Source organism: Massilia sp. CFBP9012, from assembly GCF_034045115.1.
In the GTDB taxonomy this organism is placed as follows: domain Bacteria; phylum Pseudomonadota; class Gammaproteobacteria; order Burkholderiales; family Burkholderiaceae_D; genus Telluria.
In genome coordinates this window covers 194,257-209,288 of sequence record NZ_JAXCWM010000012.1, presented here as the reverse complement: position 1 = coordinate 209,288, position 15,032 = coordinate 194,257, and the positions used below count along the sequence as shown (strand labels likewise).

Genomic DNA, 15,032 nt, shown 5'->3' with positions numbered 1-15,032 from the left:
GCTTTCATCGTGCGCTCCCGATCGATGACGACCAGGATTTGACCGCGGGTCAGCTCAGCAGTTCAATGCTCATCCATATCTAACGATGACAGCGCCTTTTTTTTCGCGTCGATGGAACCGTTTTGTGCACCGCGTGCACTCACCCTGCACGCGCCCCTGCGGTCGGGGCGCATCCACCTTGTCTCGAAAGGGAGTCCGACATGTCCGTCTCACATGCAGCCAGCATCGACCCATTGCGCCGCCTGGATCGTCGCATGGACGCCGCCAATGGCCAGATCGAAGATTTCATGCAGGCCCAGGCGGCCGGCGAAGAGCCCGATCCGGCCGCTTTCACCGCCATGCTGGAGCAGCGCATGACGGTCGAACAGGCGATGCAGGCCCAGCTCAAGCTGCACGAGAAGCCGCTCAAGACCGTCCTGACGGAAACGCGATGAGCCAGCCGCCAGCGCAGGACCAGGACGTCCAGCTGCGCCGTGTCGGCGACGGGGCGCAGCTCAGCGTCGTGCTGGGGCCGGCCCACGATCCGGATGCGCTGCGCGCGGCGCTGGGGCTCGGCCTGTCGAGCGCCCTCTGTTTCGATGCCGGCCTGGCCTGCAATGACGACGGGCGCTGGCTGGCGCTGACGCGCTGGCTGGACACCTTGCCCGATGCACCGGCGCTGGACGCGGCGCGCGCGGCCCTGCTCGAACAGCGCGCCGCCTGGCGCGCGCTGCTGCCGGCGCAGGGCGATGCCGGCAGCGCCTGCGCGCGTGCCAGCCAGGAATTGCGCCAGCAGCAGCGCCTGCGCGGCCTGTTCGCCCGCACCAACCCATGAGAGTCACGATGATCAAGCGATTACGCAACAGCCTGTTGAGCGCCGCCATGGCCGCGCTGTGCTGCATGCCGGCCGGCGCCGCCGTGCCGTCCAGCTGGAAGGCGACCGGTTTCTCGATCGATGCCAATAATATGAAGCTGTCGAAGGTGCTGCAGGAATTCGGCAAGACCTATGGCGTCAAGCTCGACATCCAGGTGCGCGCGAGCCAGGCCTTGCAAGGCCGCCTGCAGGCCGACGACGGCGCCGCCTTCCTCGACCGTCTGGCAGCCAGCCACCGCTTCAACTGGTTCGTCTACAACGGCGTGCTGTACGTGGTGCCGCTCGACGACACCCGCTCGGTGCGGATCGAGGTCGGCGAGGACGCCGTTCAGGACGCCAAGGCCGCGCTGCAGGGGCTGGGCCTGTTCGACACCCGCTTCGGCTGGGGCGAGTTGCCCGACGAGGGCGTGGTGCTGGTCAGCGGTCCGCGCGAATACGTGCGGCTGGCGGGCGAGATCCTGCTCCCCGGCGGCAAGAAGAAGGAGCCGTCGCAGGAACGCCAGATGATGCTGTTCCGGCTCAAGTACGCTAGCGCGACCGACCGCGTGATCCAGTTGCGCGGCACGCGCGAGACGCTGCCCGGCCTCAAGACCATCCTGTCGAACCTGCTCAATCCGGCGACGCCCGAGCGCCTGGCGGCGCCGGCCACCGATTTCGACGCCGCCAGCCGCAAGCGCTCGCGCACCGCGCCGATGGGCCCGGGCGAGGCGCAGGAGCTCGATTTCGCGGCCGGCGCCGAAGCCCTGCGCACGGCGCTGCCGCTGCCGTTCGCGGCCAGGGGCGCGAGCCCGGGCGCTGCCGAGACGGACGCCGCCGCCGCCGACACGGCATCCAGCCGCCGGCGCGACGCGCGCAACGCCGAGCGCGCCGAACGGCCGCGCATCGAGGCCGATCCGGCGCTGAACGCGATCCTGATCTACGACCACGTCAGCAAGCGCGACAGTTACCAGCGCCTGATCGACGATCTCGACGTCGAACCGGCCCAGGTCGAGATCGAAGCGCTGATCGTCGACATCGACCGCACCCGCCTGGCCGATATGGGCGTCGAATGGAGCTTGTCGGTCGGCACCAGCAACGTGACCGTCAATGGCGGCTCGGGCGACTCGGCCGGGGTGGCGCTGCCGCTGCCCGGTTCGACCCTCCTGATCCGTAATGCCGCCAACTTCTATGCGCGCCTGAAGGCGCTCGAGGGCACGGGCGAGGCGCGCGTGCTGGCCAAGCCGACCGTGCTGACGCTGGAAAACGTGGCCGCCGTGCTGGACCTGAGCCAGACCGCCTATGTCCCGCTGGTGGGCGAGCGCGTCAGCGACCTGGCCGACATCACCGCCGGCACCATGCTGCGGGTGTTGCCGCGCATCCTGCGCGACGGCCGCGCCACGCGGGTGCGGCTCGACGTCGACATCGAGGACGGCGGCTTGACCGAGGTCGGCGGCAAGACCAATGCCAACCGCGCGACCATCACCACCCAGGCGATGATCGAGCTGCAGCAGACGCTGATGATCGGCGGCTATCACTCGGAGCAGACCAAGCGCGAGCAGAACAAGGTGCCGCTGCTGGGCGACCTGGCCGGTATCGGGGGCCTGTTCCGCAACGAGTCCGAGACCCGGCGCGACCGCGAGCGCCTGTTCCTGATCACGCCGCGCCTGGCCCAGGGCGGCACCGCCGCGCCGCGCCGCTCGACCGTGGGGCGCTCGGCCCTGCTGATGGTCGATACGCCGTCGATGGAGGTGGCGCCGGCACCGGCGCCTGCGCCTGCGCCGGTTCGGGCGGCGCCGGCCGCCCCTGGCAGCTAGTGTCCGCATCGTCGCCAGCCGCGCACGGCATGCCGTGCGCGGCTTTTCTTTTATCGTTCGACAATGAAGAAGCGCCCCCGGGCCGCATGCGGCCGGCGGGGGCGCCGGGATCGAGGTAAAGACGCAATCAGGCCATGTCGTTGGCCGACTTGGCCAGCGTGTTGTAGCCGCGCAGCTTGGCCATCGCATTGTTCTGGGCGATGCGCCACAGCGCATCCTGGGTCGCCTGTTCACCCAGGGCCTGGGCCTCGGCCGCATGGGCTTCGGCGCTCTGGACACGGGCGTCGCCGCTGCGTTGCGACAGCATGGTGCTCTGGAGTGTCGTCATCGGAAATCCTCCCGAAAAAAGGATAAAGAAATCCGCCGGGCCCGCAGACGCCGGCGGCCATGGACTGCTTAGCCGATCGAGCCGGCGGCCTGGACGGTGTCGTTCGAACGGCGGATCTGGGCTTCGGCCATCTTGACCTTCATGCCGTTGATGCCGTTTTCCATGCTCTGGTCGGCGATCGAATCGGCCTCGTCCTGCTGCGAGTTACGGGTGTTGAGGGTGTTCAGGTTCTTGGTATCCTGGGTGTTGTTGTTGGCGTCCGTCGCAGCGCGGTCGCTGGCATTGCTGGCGGTGCTGCCGCCGAGGCTGGACAGGGCGCTGATGCCGCTGATACCTGCAGAAATGAGACCGAGCATGTGATTCTCCTTGATGATGGGGTTGGAAGCGAAGCGCTGCATCTGGCAGCTGAACATAAGTGGCTTGGTCACTTCAATGGTTCCTTCGCCGAGAAGCTGCCGACAAGCCCACGGGGATCACATCGATCTGTGGAACGGGGCCAGGTCGACCGCAACGGGCATGAGTTTTTTTCCACGACGGGCCGACGCCTTGGCCTCGGCTCGCTCGGCGCGGGAACGTCATGGGGGTAGTCGGATCTCGGGCGCTCGTCCAAGATATTATTCTGGGAGATCACATGACCGGCGGCGGCAAGCGGCTCGCCATTGGCATGGCGTTCGCCCTGCTGGGCGTCGCCAGCCTGGGCGTGGCCGACATGGTGAGCCAGTGGCTCTGCGCGCGAGTATTCGCCTGTGCCGCGTCCTCTTACGCCCCGATCGACGTGTGCGAGGGCGATGCGCGCCTGGACATGCTGCGGTTTGCGGTCTGGGTCGGCCCGGCTGCCGCGTTCGGGGCCGGCGCATTCCTGTTTGGTGGCCGGCGGCGGTCGTTGCCAGCCTGGCTGGGCTTTCTCATCGCGCTGGTGGCGGCGCATCCGTTGATCATGGCTGGGATTCGGCAGGCAGTCGTCTGGATGACAGGGCTTACCAGTCGGAATGCCATTTTCTGTAATCGGCGCTGGAAAAGATTTCAATCTTTCGGGAACTCTTCTCCGCAATGCGCCACAGACCGGCATCTGTTGAACTTTGTTGAGATTCCCCGGACCGCACAGGAGCTGCCATGAACCCGATTTCCCATCACGACGCCGTATCCGACATCCTGCCTGCCGGCGCCCGTGCGCCGTGTGGCGCCGAGGCCTATGCCGATGTCGAGCCGCTCGGCCCCGACTGCATCGACGGCAGCCAGGCCGGCCTGAACCGCTTTCTGCGCGAGATGGCGCAGCTGGCCGGCGACGACAGCGCGGCGCTGACGGTGCAGCTGGGAGAGATCGTGGTCATCGCGATGCCGGCCCTGGAGGGCGGCATGACGATCGCAGCGCAACTGCCGCGCGGCGGCACGCAGCGCGTACGCCAGCCGGCGCCGGCCGGCTGCGAGCTGGCCTGGCATGCGGACCTGGGATGCGAGGTGATGGTGCGCCACCTGGGACTGGCGGCGCTGCGCGCCGAGCCGGACGTGCTCGACGCCTTGATGGACAGTGCCGCCATGGCGCGCGCACTGGTGGCCTGAAGAGGGCACAGGGGAGGGAGGCGGCGTCGCGGCGTCGGCTTGACTATCCCAGGCGGGTACGAATGGCGGCCCGTACCCGCGACACGCGCGAACGCACGGTGCCGATCGGGATGCCCAGGCGCGTCGCCGCGTCCTCGTAGGTGCAGTCGCCCTCCAGCACCGCCTCGAAGGTGGCGCGCATGTCTTCCGACAGGTTTTCCATCATGTCCTGGGCCAGTCGGGCGATCTGGCGCAGCTCGATCAGGCGTGCCGGATTGGCGTATTCGTCGCCGATCTGTTCCAGCAGCGTGTCGTCCAGCTCGTCGGTCGGGTCGGCATAGCTGCGGCGCACATGGTTGCGCGCCAGGTTCAGGGCGATGCCGAACAGCCAGGTCGACGGCTTGGACAGGCCGGCGTAGCGCGGCGCGCAGCGCACCGCTTCGACGAAAGTCTGCTGCACAACGTCCTCGGCATCCTCGTTGTTGCGCACATAACGGCGTACGAAGCGGTACAGGTGCACCTGGTGGGTGCGGAACAGGGCGTCCAGATCGATGGCGACGACCGGTTGGGCCGCCGTATCGTCGGCCAGGGGGAGGAGGGTGGTCTCGGTGGTGGGCATGATGGCTCCGGGTTGGTGACGGGGCCGGCCGGACCGGGCTTGGCCGGGCTCCCCTGTGTCGATGAGTTGCAAGATAGCAAGAAGACTTTTCGCTGTGACGGTTTGCTGAGTAATCCTGAGACTTTGAGAAATCATGAGTTTCCGCAGGCAACCGCCAGCCCCGCCGGCTCCACTGAGCCTGCATGAGAACAATCCATCACCCCGTGCAGCACGTCGCCCCGGCGCTCGTGCAGCCCACCATGCATCCCGGCGTGGCCGGCCATCCCGGCCTGGCGCCGGCGAACGCCCAGACGCACTCCCAGTTCCACCAGCAGCGCGCCGGCGTGCTGCGCCAGATGCCGCGCCCGACGCCGGCCCAGTCCCAGAACGCCCAGCGCAACCGAACCGCCCAGCAGGCGCGGTCGGCGGCCGAGCCAGAGAACGCGCTGATGCTCGCGATCGCAAACGCCGAACGCAGCGGCACCGGCGACGACGAGGCCATGCCGGACGGCATGGAGCGCGCCCTGTCGGCGCGCCTGGACGACAAGGGCGGTCCGGCTGGGGTGGATGTATTGCAGTGCGACGAGGCCGCCGACGCGACGCCCGACGAGGGCGCGTTGAAACAGTTGCGGGAGCGCCTGGGCGGCGGCGCCGAGATCGGCGGCGCCAGCGCGCTGGACGATGCGCTGGCCCTGGCCGGACGGATGGCGGCGCCCGGGAAGGGCGCGCTGGCCGAGCGGTTGGCCGATCTGCGCCGCAGCGCGGCCCAGGATCCGTCCATGCGCCGTCACGACCTTGATGGCGTCCAGGTCTGGATGGCCCAGCGCCAGGCGGCCAGCATCAATCTGCTGGTGTCCTGCCTGGAGCAGGGCGCCGGCCTGCATGCCCAGCTGCGTGGCAACGGCTTGCTGGACAAGGGCGACGACGGCAAGGGGCCCTCAAGCGCAGAGCGCACCGGCCTCGGCCTGCTGGAAGCGGGCCGCGCCGCCGGCGGCGCCGCGCTGCTGACCCGCCTCGGCGCCGTCGGCGGCCAGGGCCGGGACGGGCGCAAGGCCAGCCAGATGGTGGCCGCGACGCTGCGCATCTTGCCGCACGAACTGTGGGCCACCAACGAGGCGCGCGGCAAGCTGCTGCAGGAACTCGATCAGGACGCCGGCGAGGGCGCCGCGCCGGCACAGGGCGCCGACCGCACCGAACGACAACTACGCGCAAGCCAGGAGCATCGACATGCATGACGACGCAGCAAGATGGGATGGCTGGGCGCAGCTGCTGGCCGCGCTGGTGACCAGGGCCCTCGAGGAGGATCAGGTGCTGGGCCAGGCGCTCGGCGAAGAGCGCGAGCTGCTGGCCTACCCGGTCGCCGGCCAGGACCTGGTGCTGGCCGGACTGGGCCTGAGTGCGGCGCGCGCCGAACGCCTGGACCTTGCGGCGCTGCTGCGCCGGCGCGGACGGGAGATGGAGCGCTCCGGCCACTGGCTGCCGGCCCGCTTCGAGGACGGCAGCCTGTTCCTGCTGCGGCGCTGGCCGGGCACGCCGGATCAGGCGTGGCCGGGTGGCGCCGCGCTGGCGCTGCGTCACGCGGAGGAGCTCCTCGATGAATAAGCTCGGTGTATCCGGCGCCGGCATCGGCGCCAATGGCAATGCGCGTGGCCGGCCGATGGCCGCCGGCGCGGCGCGCGCCGCCGCGGCCCCGGTCGATGTGCCGCCGAACCTCGATACCGGCGTGCTGTTCGTCGGCGATGGCGGCGCGCCGATGTCGCCCGGCGCGCGTCACGACGCGTTCGCGCCGCTGACCGACATGGTCGGTCAGCGCATGGGGCCGACCAATCCGGCCTGGGGCAACGACGCGCTGGCCTTGCTGCGCAGCCTGCAGAAGCGCCTGATCGCCCATGCACTGACGCTGGAAGCGGGCGAACGCCGCCGCTGCCTCGATGCGATCGCTGTGCTGGAACCGGCGGTCGGCATGCGCCTGCGCATCATGCAGATGCAGATGTCCGAACTGGAGAGTGACCATGGCAAGTGATATCGATCGCGACCTCGAGACCGCCATCGGGCTGGTCTGGGGCCACCTGAAGGCCCGTCAGTACCCGCAGGCCGCGACCCTGGCCGGCGGCTGCCTGTCGCTGTGGCCGGGCCAGCCGATGCTGGTGCTGCTGGCCGCCTATGCGGCCGGCGAACTGGGCGAGCCGCTCACGCCGCAGCTGCGCGGCCAGCTCGATCGTAGCCGGCACGCCGACCTCGCCGCGCTGGTGTTGCGCCGCGCCGCGCCTGCGCACGCAGGGGAGGCGCCATGATCCACGGCTGGGTATTGATCCTGAACCGCTTCGCCCAGCGCGCCGCCGAACGCGCCGAGCTGGCGGCGGCCGCGGTGGTGATCGCCATCGTGCTGATGCTGGTGCTGCCGCTGCCGATCTGGCTGCTCGACATCCTGATCGCGGTCAACCTGTGCGTCGCCGGCCTGATGGTGGTGGTGGCCATGTACCTGCCGGGGCCGACCGCGTTTTCCACCTTCCCGGCGGTGCTGCTGCTGACGACGCTGTTCCGGCTGGCGCTGGAAGTGTCGACCGCGCGCCAGATCCTGCTCGAGGCCGACGCCGGCCACATCGTCGAGACCTTCGGCAACTTCGTGGTGGGCGGTAACCTCGTGGTGGGTCTGGTCGTGTTCCTGATCTTGACCGTGGTGCAGTTCATCGTCATTACCAAGGGTTCGGAGCGCGTGTCCGAGGTGGCGGCGCGTTTCACGCTGGACGCGATGCCGGGCAAGCAGATGTCGATCGACAGCGATCTGCGCGCCAACCTGCTCAGCGCCGACGAAGCCCGCGCCAAGCGCGCCGAGCTGGCCAACGAGAGCCAGCTGCACGGCGCCATGGACGGCGCGATGAAGTTCGTCAAGGGCGACGCCATCGCCGGCATCTTCATCGTCTGCGTCAACCTGGTCGGCGGCATCGCGATCGGCGTCATCCAGCGCGGCATGACGGCCGGCGAGGCGGTGCAGCTGTACTCGGTGCTGAGCATCGGCGACGCGCTGATCGCCCAGATTCCCGCGCTGCTGATCTCGCTGACCGCCGGCATGATCACGACCCGCGTGGTCGGCGAGCAGGAAGAGGGCGAGACGACGAATATCGGCCAGGACATCGTGCGCGAGCTGTTCGGCGAGCCGAAGGCGCTGCTGACGGCCAGCGTCATCATGCTGGTCTTCGCCTGCATCCCCGGCATGCCGGTAGCGGTGTTCCTGACGCTGGCCGCGATGCTGGTGGTGGCAGGCCTGGTCGGGGTCTTGCGTCCGGCGGCCGAGGCGGCCCAGGCCACGACCCAGGCCGCCCATGACAGCGGCCGCGTATCGGACGTGCTCAGCTTCACGGCGACCCGGCCCTTCATGGTGCGCCTGCCGGCGGCGATCGAGGGCAGTCCGCGCGCCGAGGCGATCACGGACGCGATGCGCATCATGCGCAACGAGGTCCTGCTGCAGCAGGGCATTCCCGACCTGCCGATGATCGATTTCGTGTATGCGGTCGACCTCAGCCCGGACCGGATCGAATTCCTGATGGCCGAGGTGCCGCTGGTGGCGGCCAGCATCCGCAGCGGCTGGGGCGCCACCGCCGAATCGGTCGGGCGTCTCGAGGAGCTGGGCTTTACCGCCCTCGAGGACGGCGTGTCCGGCTCGCGCAAGCGCCGGGTATGGGTCGACCTGTCGGCGGGGGCCGAGCTGCAGGCAGCCGGCGTCGCGGCCGAGCCGTGGGAGCGGGTGTTCGCCGCCGACGTGCGCACCGAATTGATGCGCAACTGCCAGATGTTCCTGGGCGTGCAGGAGATGTCGCGCTTCACCTACTGGGCCGAGAAACGCATTCCGGTGTTCGCCCGCGAACTGGGCAAACTGGTGACGACGCCGCGCATGGCCGAGGTCCTGCAGCGCCTGGCGCGCGAAGGCGTCTCGCTGCGCAATGTGCGCCTGATCCTCGAGGCCCTGCTCGACTGGGTGCCGCGCGAGAAGGATTCGGACATCGTCGCCGACCAGGTGCGTCTGGCCCTGAAACGCCAGTTGTGCCACGAAGTGGCGCGCGACGGCCTGATCGAGGTGGTGCTGCTCTCGCCCGAGCTGGAAGACCAGGTGCGCGCAGCGATGCGCCAGACCAGCCAGGGACTGTACCTCGACCTCGATCCGGAACTCGAACAGCAGACCCTCGACCGCCTGGGCGAACTGGTGGGCACGGCCGGCATCCGTACGCCGGTGCTGGTCACCGCCGCCGACATCCGGCGCGCGGTGCGGCGCCTGATCGAGGAAGAGTTCTTCGCGGTGCCGGTGTACGCCTTCTCGGAACTGACCCAGCACGCGCATATCCAGCCGGTCGGCATGCTCGAGTGCTGAAGCAACACGATTTTCATTGACGCAAGGAAGACCCATGACGAATCTCGAACTACGCATCCTGAGCGGCCTGCATCGCGGCGCGGCACTGCCGTTGATCGGCGAGGCCCTGGAGCTGGGCGGCGCCGAACACTGCGACGTGGTGCTGGCCGACCGCGGCCTGGCCCGGCGCCATGCGCGCCTGTCTCCCGGCATGGAGGGCTGGCGTCTCGACGCGCTCGACGGCGAGGTCTGCGGCGAGTTCGACGTCGAGGCCCGGGAAAGCCTGGTGCTGGCGCCCGGCGCCCGCGCGCGCCTGGGCGAGGTCTGGGTGTGCCTGAGCGCCCCGGACATGCCCTGGCAGGCCGCGCCCGAGCCGGCGCCGGTGGCGCCGGAAGCGCCGCCGCTCGCGCCGCCGACCGTCGAGACGCCGCCGCCACCGCCGCGCCTGCGCAGGCGCTCGAGCGTCAAGCGCCTGGTGCTGCTGCCGTTCGGGATCGTGATCGTGCTGTGCGCGGCCACCGCCTACGCCTTCAATGCGCGTCCGGAGACGGCGCCGCCGCTCGGCATCGACATTCCCGTCAAGCCGGCCCAGGCGCTGCCAGTGGCAGCGGCGGCGCGGGAGAGCGCCGCCTTGAGCGGGGCCGCGTTGCGCGCCGCCTTCGAACGCGAACTGGCCGATGGCCAGATGCTCGAGCGCTTCGAGCTGCAACTGAACGACGCGCGCTGGGAGATGCGGGCCGACCTCGACGGCGAAGAGAAAGAACGCTTCGAACGCATGCTGAAACGCTTCATCGCGGCCCACGGCATCGGCTTCCCGGTCGATGCCCGCATCGTGCCATCGGGCGCGCTGCTGCCGTTCCGGATCCAGCAGGTGCTCAGCGGGGCCCAGGCCGGCGTCGTCACCGAGGATGGGCACCGCCTGTTCGTCGGCGACGAGTATCGCGGCACCAGGCTGGTGTCGATGAAGGATGGGCGCCTGGTCTTCGCCGGCAAGCGCAAGATCGAGGTGCAGTGGTGAGTGCGCGCGTGGACGAGGCACTGAGCGAGGCACTGAGCGAGGCCCTGGCCGCCTTGCGCGAACGCATGCCCGGCTGGCTGGCCGCCTTGCCGGCCCAGCCGGGGATGCGGGTGCGCGGCCGCGTGACCCAGGTGCTGGGCACGCTGGTCGAGGCGGCGATGCCGCCGGTGCGGATCGGCGAACTATGCCATCTGCACGACCCCGACGACGATCGCCCGCCGATGCTGGCCGAGGTGTGCGGTTTCACCGGCAGCGCGACCCTGTTGTCGGCCCTGAGCCCGCTGGAGGGCGTGTCGCCGCGCACGATGATCACGCCGCTGCGGCGCAGCCACGTGGTCGAGGCGGGCGAACACCTGTTCGGCTGCGTGCTGGACGGCTTCGGCCGCCTGCAGTACCGGGCCCCGGCCGCGCCGCCACCTGGCGACGACGACGGCGGCTGGCGCGACCTGGTGCCGGTGATCCGCGACGCGCCGCCGGCCAGCGAACGTCCGCGCATCGCCACCCCGATGCCGACCGGTGTGCGCGCGATCGACGGCCTCCTGACCCTGGGCCGCGGCCAGCGGGTCGGCGTGTTCGCCGGTCCCGGCTGCGGCAAGACCACCCTGCTGGCCTCGATCGCGCGCAACTGCGCGGCCGACGTGATCGTGTTCGGCCTGATCGGCGAACGGGGGCGCGAGCTGAACGAGTTCCTCGAGCACGAACTCGACGCCACGCTGGTGGCCAAGACCGTGATCGTGTGCGCCACCTCGGACCGCACCTCGATGGAGCGCTCGCGCGCGGCGTTTACCGCCACCGCGATCGCCGAAGCCTTCTGCGCGCGCGGCAAGCAGGTGCTGCTGCTGGTCGATTCGCTGACCCGTTTCGCCCGCGCCCAGCGCGAGATCGGCCTGGCGGCGGGCGAGCCGCCGGCGCGCGGCGGCTTCACGCCCTCGGTGTTCACGATGCTGCCGCGCCTGATCGAGCGCGCCGGCGGCACCCGCGGCGGTTCGATCACGGCCATGTACACGGTGCTGGCCGACGGCGACAATGCGAGCGACCCGATCAGCGAGGAAGCCCGCTCGCTGCTGGACGGCCACATCGTCCTGACCCGCAAGCTGGCCGAGCAGGGGCATTATCCGGCGATCGACATCCTGGCCAGCATCAGCCGGGTGATGAGCAATGTGGCCGCGCGCGAGCAATTGAAGGCGGCCTCGCGCTTTCGCCAGCTGCAGTCGCGCTATGCCGACATGGAGCTCCTGATCCGCCTCGGCGAATACCAGGCCGGCAACGATGCCGAGGCCGATGCGGCGGTCGACCGGCGCCCGGCCCAGCTCGACTTCCTGCGCCAGGACACGCGCGCCAGCGCGGGCTTCGACGACACCGTGGAGCGCCTGCAGGATCTGGCGGCATGAGGGGGCGCCAGCACCGGCGCGAACCGGTCGACGTGAAGGACCCGGCCCGGCCCGACCCGCGCATGGCCGAACTGGGCCGGCTGCGCCAGCTGCGCACCGCCAGCGCCGAGCGCGAGCAACTGGCGCGGCGCGCGGCCTGGCGCACGGCGCGCGCGGCGCTGCATGCGGCGGTCGCGGCCTGGCGCGCGGGCGAAGCGCAGACGATGCAGGACTGGCAGGACGCGCGCGCAGCCTTCTTCGCCATGCGCTGCAGCGGCGGCCAGTTCCGCGCCGCCAAGGCCGCCTATGAGCGCGGCCGGCGCGAAGGCGCCGTGGCGCGCGCCGCCGCCCAGGAACAGGTCGGCGCCTGCCGCGCCGACGGCCGCCGCTATTTCGCCGCCGGCGAGGAAGTCCGGCGCGCCCGCAAACGCCAGGAGAAGCTGCGCATCCTGGACGGGGAATTACGGCGCCTGCTGGCGCAGGTGGAGGACTGAATGCGCATCCTGGCGACACCGACTCACGAGACGAGAAACGAACGGGGCGAGCCCGATCCGCCGCGCGAGCGCGACCGGCGCGATGCGCCTGCCGGCACCTGGCAGGCGGCCCAGGCGGAGCGCCAGCGCCAGGCGGCGTCGCATCTGCCGGCGCCGAAGCGCCAGGAAGCAGCGCACGAACAGCGCCGTGCGCCGTCGGCGCCGGCCGGCGAGAGCGCGGCGGCGCGGCTCGATCCCGAGGCGGCGCCACATGCGCGGGTGGAGGCGCGCCGCGGCCATGAGGGCGGCGCCGGACGGGAAGGCGGCGGTGGCGGGCGCGAGCCGGCCGGCGCGGTCGCCACCCAGGCCGTGGCGGCCGCGCCACCGGACGCGCTGGAGGCCGGACTGATCGACGCCATCGCCGCCCAGGCCCCTGGTCAGGACCTGTTCGAGCTGCTGCTGCCGGGCGGCGATCGGCTGGGCGTGCTGCTGGCGCCGGGGGCCGACCAGGTGCTGCGCATCCTGCTCAGTTGCAGCAACGCCGGCCTGCGGCGCCGCCTGGACGAAAAATCGATGGAACTGGAACAGGGCCTGGCGCGACGTATGCAGCAAGCGACGCGCCTGACCGTGCTCTGACATCCGGCCGGTGCGCGTCTTTCCATCCACCGACGCCGAAGGATGCCGATGTTCGACACAGAATTCGCCCCCAGTCCGCTCGCCGTCCGCCCGCCGTTGCCGGGCGTGCGTGCGCTGTCGGGCGCACGCGCGGCCCTGTTTGCGCGCCTTGGCGCCGGCTGCAGCCTCGATCTGTGGCCCCAGCGCCCGGCGGACGAACGCATCAGGATGACCCTGTACGCCGATGACGGTCGGGCGACGCTCGACTGGACCGGATCGATGCAGTTGCACGGGCCCTGTGGCGCCCTGCAACTGTCCGACGGCGCGCGCTGGCTGCGCGCGCTCGGCGGCGTCGATCCTGGCGATGGCGCCGACGCATGGCTGTGCGGCGCCGTGCTGGGCGCGCTGGACGGCACCCCGCTGGAAGCCTGCGCCCGGCTCCAGCCCGGCGCCCTTGGACAGGTCGACGACGAAGTGGTGCTGCGCTGGGTGCTGCACAGCGGCCATCACAGCGTGGCCTGCCACGCGCGCGCCGGCGCCGCCACCTGGTGCGCGCTGCTGGCGCAGGCCGATTGGCGCACCAGGTCCGCGCCGCTGGCGCATTTTGCGGCATTGCCGATCACGACCTCGGTGGTGCTGGCCCGCCACACGCTGCCGCGCGCCGCGTTCGACGCCCTGTACCCGGGCGACATCGTGCTGGCCGACAGGCCGGCCTTCGACTGCGCGGGAAGGGGCCGCCTGACGCTGGCCGGCCACGCGCTGGACGTCGCCTGGCGCTCCCCGCATTACCTCGACATTCTTCACCTGGAGCCTTGCATGGAACAGCAGGACATGGATGACGGCGGCGCCGCATTGCCGCTGTCCGACTTCGGCATCGGCGGCGACGAGCGCGCGCCTGGCGCCGGCATGGACCCGGCGGCGCTGGCCGCGCTGCCGGTCACCCTCGACTTCGTGCTGGGCCGGGTGCAGCTGCCGCTGGGCCGCCTGCAGCAGCTGGCAGCGGGCAGCGTGCTGGAACTGAGCCACGGTTCACCGCTCGACGTCGCCATCGACTGCGGCGGCCGGGTCATCGGGCGCGCCGAGGTGCTCGATGTCGAGGGCCGCCTGGCCTTGCGCGTGACGCGCTGGGGAGGCGCTTCGTGAGCGGTCAGTTCGATGTGGTGTCATTTGCGGTCCTGGTCGGCGCGCTGTCGCTGATGCCGCTGATGGTCGTGTGCACCACCTCGTTCCTGAAGATCTCGCTGGTGCTGCTGGTGCTGCGCAATGCCGTGGGCGTGCAGCAGGTGCCGCCGACGCTGGCCATCTACGGCATCGCGCTGGCGCTGAGCGCCTTCGTGATGGCGCCGACGGTGCAGGAAATCGGCCAGCGCGTCATGGCGATGGAGTCCAGCAACGGACCCGGCGCGCGCACGGCGGCGCGGCCGCTGCTGCCGCAGGCGGCGGAGGCCTTCGAGCCTCTGCATCAGTTCATGCTCAAGTACAGCCGCCCCGAGCAGCGCGAGCTGTTCCTGGCGTCGGCCAAAAAACTGTGGCCGGCCGACGCGGCGCGCGAAGCGCGCGCCACCGATGCCATGATCGTGATTCCGGCCTTCGTCGTGTCCGAGCTGCAGACCGGCTACGAGGTCGGCTTCCTGATCTATATCCCCTTCGTCGTCATCGACCTCCTGATCTCGAACCTCCTGATGGCGCTCGGCATGCAGCAGGTCAGCCCGCAGACCATCTCGATCCCGCTCAAGCTGCTGCTGTTCGTGATGGTGGACGGCTGGGGCAAGCTGCTCAATGCGCTGGCGCTGTCCTATGTGTGAGCGCCACGCCTTCACCGGAGCCTGACGTGGCCGACACCATCCATTTCTTCCAGCAGGGCCTGTGGCTGGCCATCGTCATGTCGGCGCCGCCGCTGCTGGTGGCGACCATGCTCGGCGTCGCCGTCTCGCTTCTGCAGGCGGTGACCCAGATCCAGGACCAGACGCTGCCCTATATCGTCAAGCTGGTCGCGGTGGCGGTCACGCTGGCGCTGCTGGGGCGCTGGTTCGGCAGCGAGCTGATGACCCTGACCACGCTGGCGTTCGACCTGGTCGCACGCACCGGCCGCTGAAGGCG

General features: G+C 70.4%; 20 protein-coding genes. 17 read left to right on the top strand and 3 right to left on the bottom strand.

Features of this window, described 5'->3' with window-relative positions:
* Positions 1-200 precede the first annotated feature (200 nt).
* Genes SOM61_RS20285 through sctC form a run of 3 tightly spaced genes read left to right on the top strand, consistent with a single transcriptional unit; the run spans position 201 to position 2,646 of the window.
* Positions 201-434: a hypothetical protein gene (locus SOM61_RS20285; protein WP_109343947.1), complete on the top strand. Its 234-nt coding sequence runs from the start codon at positions 201-203 to the stop codon at positions 432-434.
* A complete protein-coding gene (locus SOM61_RS20280) occupies positions 431-814 on the top strand; it encodes a hypothetical protein (protein ID WP_320475750.1) in 384 nt (127 codons plus the stop codon). The genes SOM61_RS20285 and SOM61_RS20280 overlap by 4 nt, the downstream gene beginning before the upstream one ends.
* A gap of 8 nt (positions 815-822) precedes the next feature.
* Entirely contained in the window at positions 823-2,646 is a 1,824-nt protein-coding gene (gene sctC, locus SOM61_RS20275) for a type III secretion system outer membrane ring subunit SctC (protein WP_320475749.1), read from the top strand.
* A gap of 127 nt (positions 2,647-2,773) precedes the next feature.
* Here sctC and SOM61_RS20270 read toward each other — a convergent pair whose 3' ends face one another.
* Entirely contained in the window at positions 2,774-2,974 is a 201-nt protein-coding gene (locus SOM61_RS20270) for a hypothetical protein (RefSeq protein ID WP_109343945.1), read from the bottom strand.
* Positions 2,975-3,042: 68 nt separating this feature from the next.
* Positions 3,043-3,402, bottom strand: coding sequence for a hypothetical protein (locus tag SOM61_RS20265; protein WP_162819412.1), 360 nt, complete (start codon positions 3,400-3,402; stop codon positions 3,043-3,045).
* 203 nt (positions 3,403-3,605) lie between these two features.
* Here SOM61_RS20265 and SOM61_RS20260 point away from each other — a divergent pair, with 203 nt between their 5' ends.
* Together SOM61_RS20260 and SOM61_RS20255 are read left to right on the top strand one after the other, a co-directional pair.
* Positions 3,606-4,091, top strand: coding sequence for a hypothetical protein (locus SOM61_RS20260; RefSeq protein WP_320475748.1), 486 nt, complete (start codon positions 3,606-3,608; stop codon positions 4,089-4,091).
* Entirely contained in the window at positions 4,088-4,534 is a 447-nt protein-coding gene (locus SOM61_RS20255; protein WP_320475747.1) for a hypothetical protein, read from the top strand. The genes SOM61_RS20260 and SOM61_RS20255 overlap by 4 nt, the downstream gene beginning before the upstream one ends.
* A gap of 43 nt (positions 4,535-4,577) precedes the next feature.
* Here the strand turns inward: SOM61_RS20255 and SOM61_RS20250 are convergent, their stop codons facing one another.
* Positions 4,578-5,132, bottom strand: coding sequence for an RNA polymerase sigma factor (locus SOM61_RS20250; protein ID WP_109343941.1), 555 nt, complete (start codon positions 5,130-5,132; stop codon positions 4,578-4,580).
* A gap of 182 nt (positions 5,133-5,314) precedes the next feature.
* On the opposite strand from SOM61_RS20250, the gene SOM61_RS20245 reads away from it, so the two are divergent.
* From SOM61_RS20245 to sctS, 12 genes are all read left to right on the top strand, one after another.
* Positions 5,315-6,346, top strand: a complete 1,032-nt coding sequence (locus SOM61_RS20245; protein ID WP_320475746.1) for a hypothetical protein — start codon at positions 5,315-5,317, stop codon at positions 6,344-6,346.
* The gene (locus tag SOM61_RS20240) at positions 6,339-6,713 is read left to right on the top strand and encodes a hypothetical protein (RefSeq protein ID WP_320475745.1); all 375 of its coding nucleotides are present in this window, start codon (positions 6,339-6,341) and stop codon (positions 6,711-6,713) included. Before SOM61_RS20245 ends, SOM61_RS20240 begins: the two co-directional genes overlap by 8 nt.
* On the top strand, positions 6,706-7,134 hold the full coding sequence (locus SOM61_RS20235; RefSeq protein WP_320475744.1) for a hypothetical protein: 429 nt from the start codon (positions 6,706-6,708) through the stop codon (positions 7,132-7,134). Before SOM61_RS20240 ends, SOM61_RS20235 begins: the two co-directional genes overlap by 8 nt.
* Positions 7,124-7,405: a hypothetical protein gene (locus SOM61_RS20230; RefSeq protein ID WP_320475743.1), complete on the top strand. Its 282-nt coding sequence runs from the start codon at positions 7,124-7,126 to the stop codon at positions 7,403-7,405. Before SOM61_RS20235 ends, SOM61_RS20230 begins: the two co-directional genes overlap by 11 nt.
* Positions 7,402-9,477, top strand: a complete 2,076-nt coding sequence (gene sctV / locus SOM61_RS20225; RefSeq protein ID WP_320475742.1) for a type III secretion system export apparatus subunit SctV — start codon at positions 7,402-7,404, stop codon at positions 9,475-9,477. The genes SOM61_RS20230 and sctV overlap by 4 nt, the downstream gene beginning before the upstream one ends.
* A gap of 34 nt (positions 9,478-9,511) precedes the next feature.
* Positions 9,512-10,474 carry an FHA domain-containing protein gene (locus SOM61_RS20220; protein ID WP_320475741.1) on the top strand — a complete coding sequence of 321 codons (963 nt, stop codon included), beginning with the start codon at positions 9,512-9,514 and terminating at the stop codon, positions 10,472-10,474.
* Between the two features lie 65 nt (positions 10,475-10,539).
* The gene (locus tag SOM61_RS20215) at positions 10,540-11,865 is read left to right on the top strand and encodes a FliI/YscN family ATPase (protein ID WP_475439532.1); all 1,326 of its coding nucleotides are present in this window, start codon (positions 10,540-10,542) and stop codon (positions 11,863-11,865) included.
* Complete coding sequence (locus SOM61_RS20210) at positions 11,862-12,338, top strand: hypothetical protein (protein WP_320475739.1); 477 nt, start codon at positions 11,862-11,864, stop codon at positions 12,336-12,338. Before SOM61_RS20215 ends, SOM61_RS20210 begins: the two co-directional genes overlap by 4 nt.
* Positions 12,339-12,953 (top strand): hypothetical protein, encoded by a 615-nt coding sequence (locus SOM61_RS20205; RefSeq protein WP_320475738.1) that lies wholly within the window; start codon positions 12,339-12,341, stop codon positions 12,951-12,953.
* 48 nt (positions 12,954-13,001) lie between these two features.
* Positions 13,002-14,075 carry a FliM/FliN family flagellar motor switch protein gene (locus SOM61_RS20200; RefSeq protein WP_320475737.1) on the top strand — a complete coding sequence of 358 codons (1,074 nt, stop codon included), beginning with the start codon at positions 13,002-13,004 and terminating at the stop codon, positions 14,073-14,075.
* A 53-nt stretch (positions 14,076-14,128) separates the two neighbouring features.
* Positions 14,129-14,737: a type III secretion system export apparatus subunit SctR gene (gene sctR / locus SOM61_RS20195; RefSeq protein WP_229446696.1), complete on the top strand. Its 609-nt coding sequence runs from the start codon at positions 14,129-14,131 to the stop codon at positions 14,735-14,737.
* Positions 14,738-14,763: 26 nt separating this feature from the next.
* Positions 14,764-15,027, top strand: a complete 264-nt coding sequence (sctS, locus tag SOM61_RS20190; RefSeq protein ID WP_320475736.1) for a type III secretion system export apparatus subunit SctS — start codon at positions 14,764-14,766, stop codon at positions 15,025-15,027.
* The last annotated feature ends 5 nt before the right edge of the window (positions 15,028-15,032 follow it).

Coding starts and splice junctions, on each gene's coding strand:
- sctC (WP_320475749.1), top strand. CDS start 823: ATGATCAAGCGATTACGCAACAGCCTGTTGAGCGCCGCCATGGCCGCG.
- SOM61_RS20230 (WP_320475743.1), top strand. CDS start 7,124: ATGGCAAGTGATATCGATCGCGACCTCGAGACCGCCATCGGGCTGGTC.
- SOM61_RS20245 (WP_320475746.1), top strand. CDS start 5,315: ATGAGAACAATCCATCACCCCGTGCAGCACGTCGCCCCGGCGCTCGTG.
- sctR (WP_229446696.1), top strand. CDS start 14,129: ATGCCGCTGATGGTCGTGTGCACCACCTCGTTCCTGAAGATCTCGCTG.
- SOM61_RS20240 (WP_320475745.1), top strand. CDS start 6,339: ATGCATGACGACGCAGCAAGATGGGATGGCTGGGCGCAGCTGCTGGCC.
- SOM61_RS20220 (WP_320475741.1), top strand. CDS start 9,512: ATGACGAATCTCGAACTACGCATCCTGAGCGGCCTGCATCGCGGCGCG.
- SOM61_RS20215 (WP_475439532.1), top strand. CDS start 10,540: ATGCCCGGCTGGCTGGCCGCCTTGCCGGCCCAGCCGGGGATGCGGGTG.
- SOM61_RS20200 (WP_320475737.1), top strand. CDS start 13,002: ATGTTCGACACAGAATTCGCCCCCAGTCCGCTCGCCGTCCGCCCGCCG.
- sctV (WP_320475742.1), top strand. CDS start 7,402: ATGATCCACGGCTGGGTATTGATCCTGAACCGCTTCGCCCAGCGCGCC.
- SOM61_RS20255 (WP_320475747.1), top strand. CDS start 4,088: ATGAACCCGATTTCCCATCACGACGCCGTATCCGACATCCTGCCTGCC.
- SOM61_RS20260 (WP_320475748.1), top strand. CDS start 3,606: ATGACCGGCGGCGGCAAGCGGCTCGCCATTGGCATGGCGTTCGCCCTG.
- SOM61_RS20210 (WP_320475739.1), top strand. CDS start 11,862: ATGAGGGGGCGCCAGCACCGGCGCGAACCGGTCGACGTGAAGGACCCG.
- SOM61_RS20280 (WP_320475750.1), top strand. CDS start 431: ATGAGCCAGCCGCCAGCGCAGGACCAGGACGTCCAGCTGCGCCGTGTC.
- SOM61_RS20270 (WP_109343945.1), bottom strand. CDS start 2,974: ATGACGACACTCCAGAGCACCATGCTGTCGCAACGCAGCGGCGACGCC.
- SOM61_RS20205 (WP_320475738.1), top strand. CDS start 12,339: ATGCGCATCCTGGCGACACCGACTCACGAGACGAGAAACGAACGGGGC.
- SOM61_RS20250 (WP_109343941.1), bottom strand. CDS start 5,132: ATGCCCACCACCGAGACCACCCTCCTCCCCCTGGCCGACGATACGGCG.
- SOM61_RS20285 (WP_109343947.1), top strand. CDS start 201: ATGTCCGTCTCACATGCAGCCAGCATCGACCCATTGCGCCGCCTGGAT.
- SOM61_RS20235 (WP_320475744.1), top strand. CDS start 6,706: ATGAATAAGCTCGGTGTATCCGGCGCCGGCATCGGCGCCAATGGCAAT.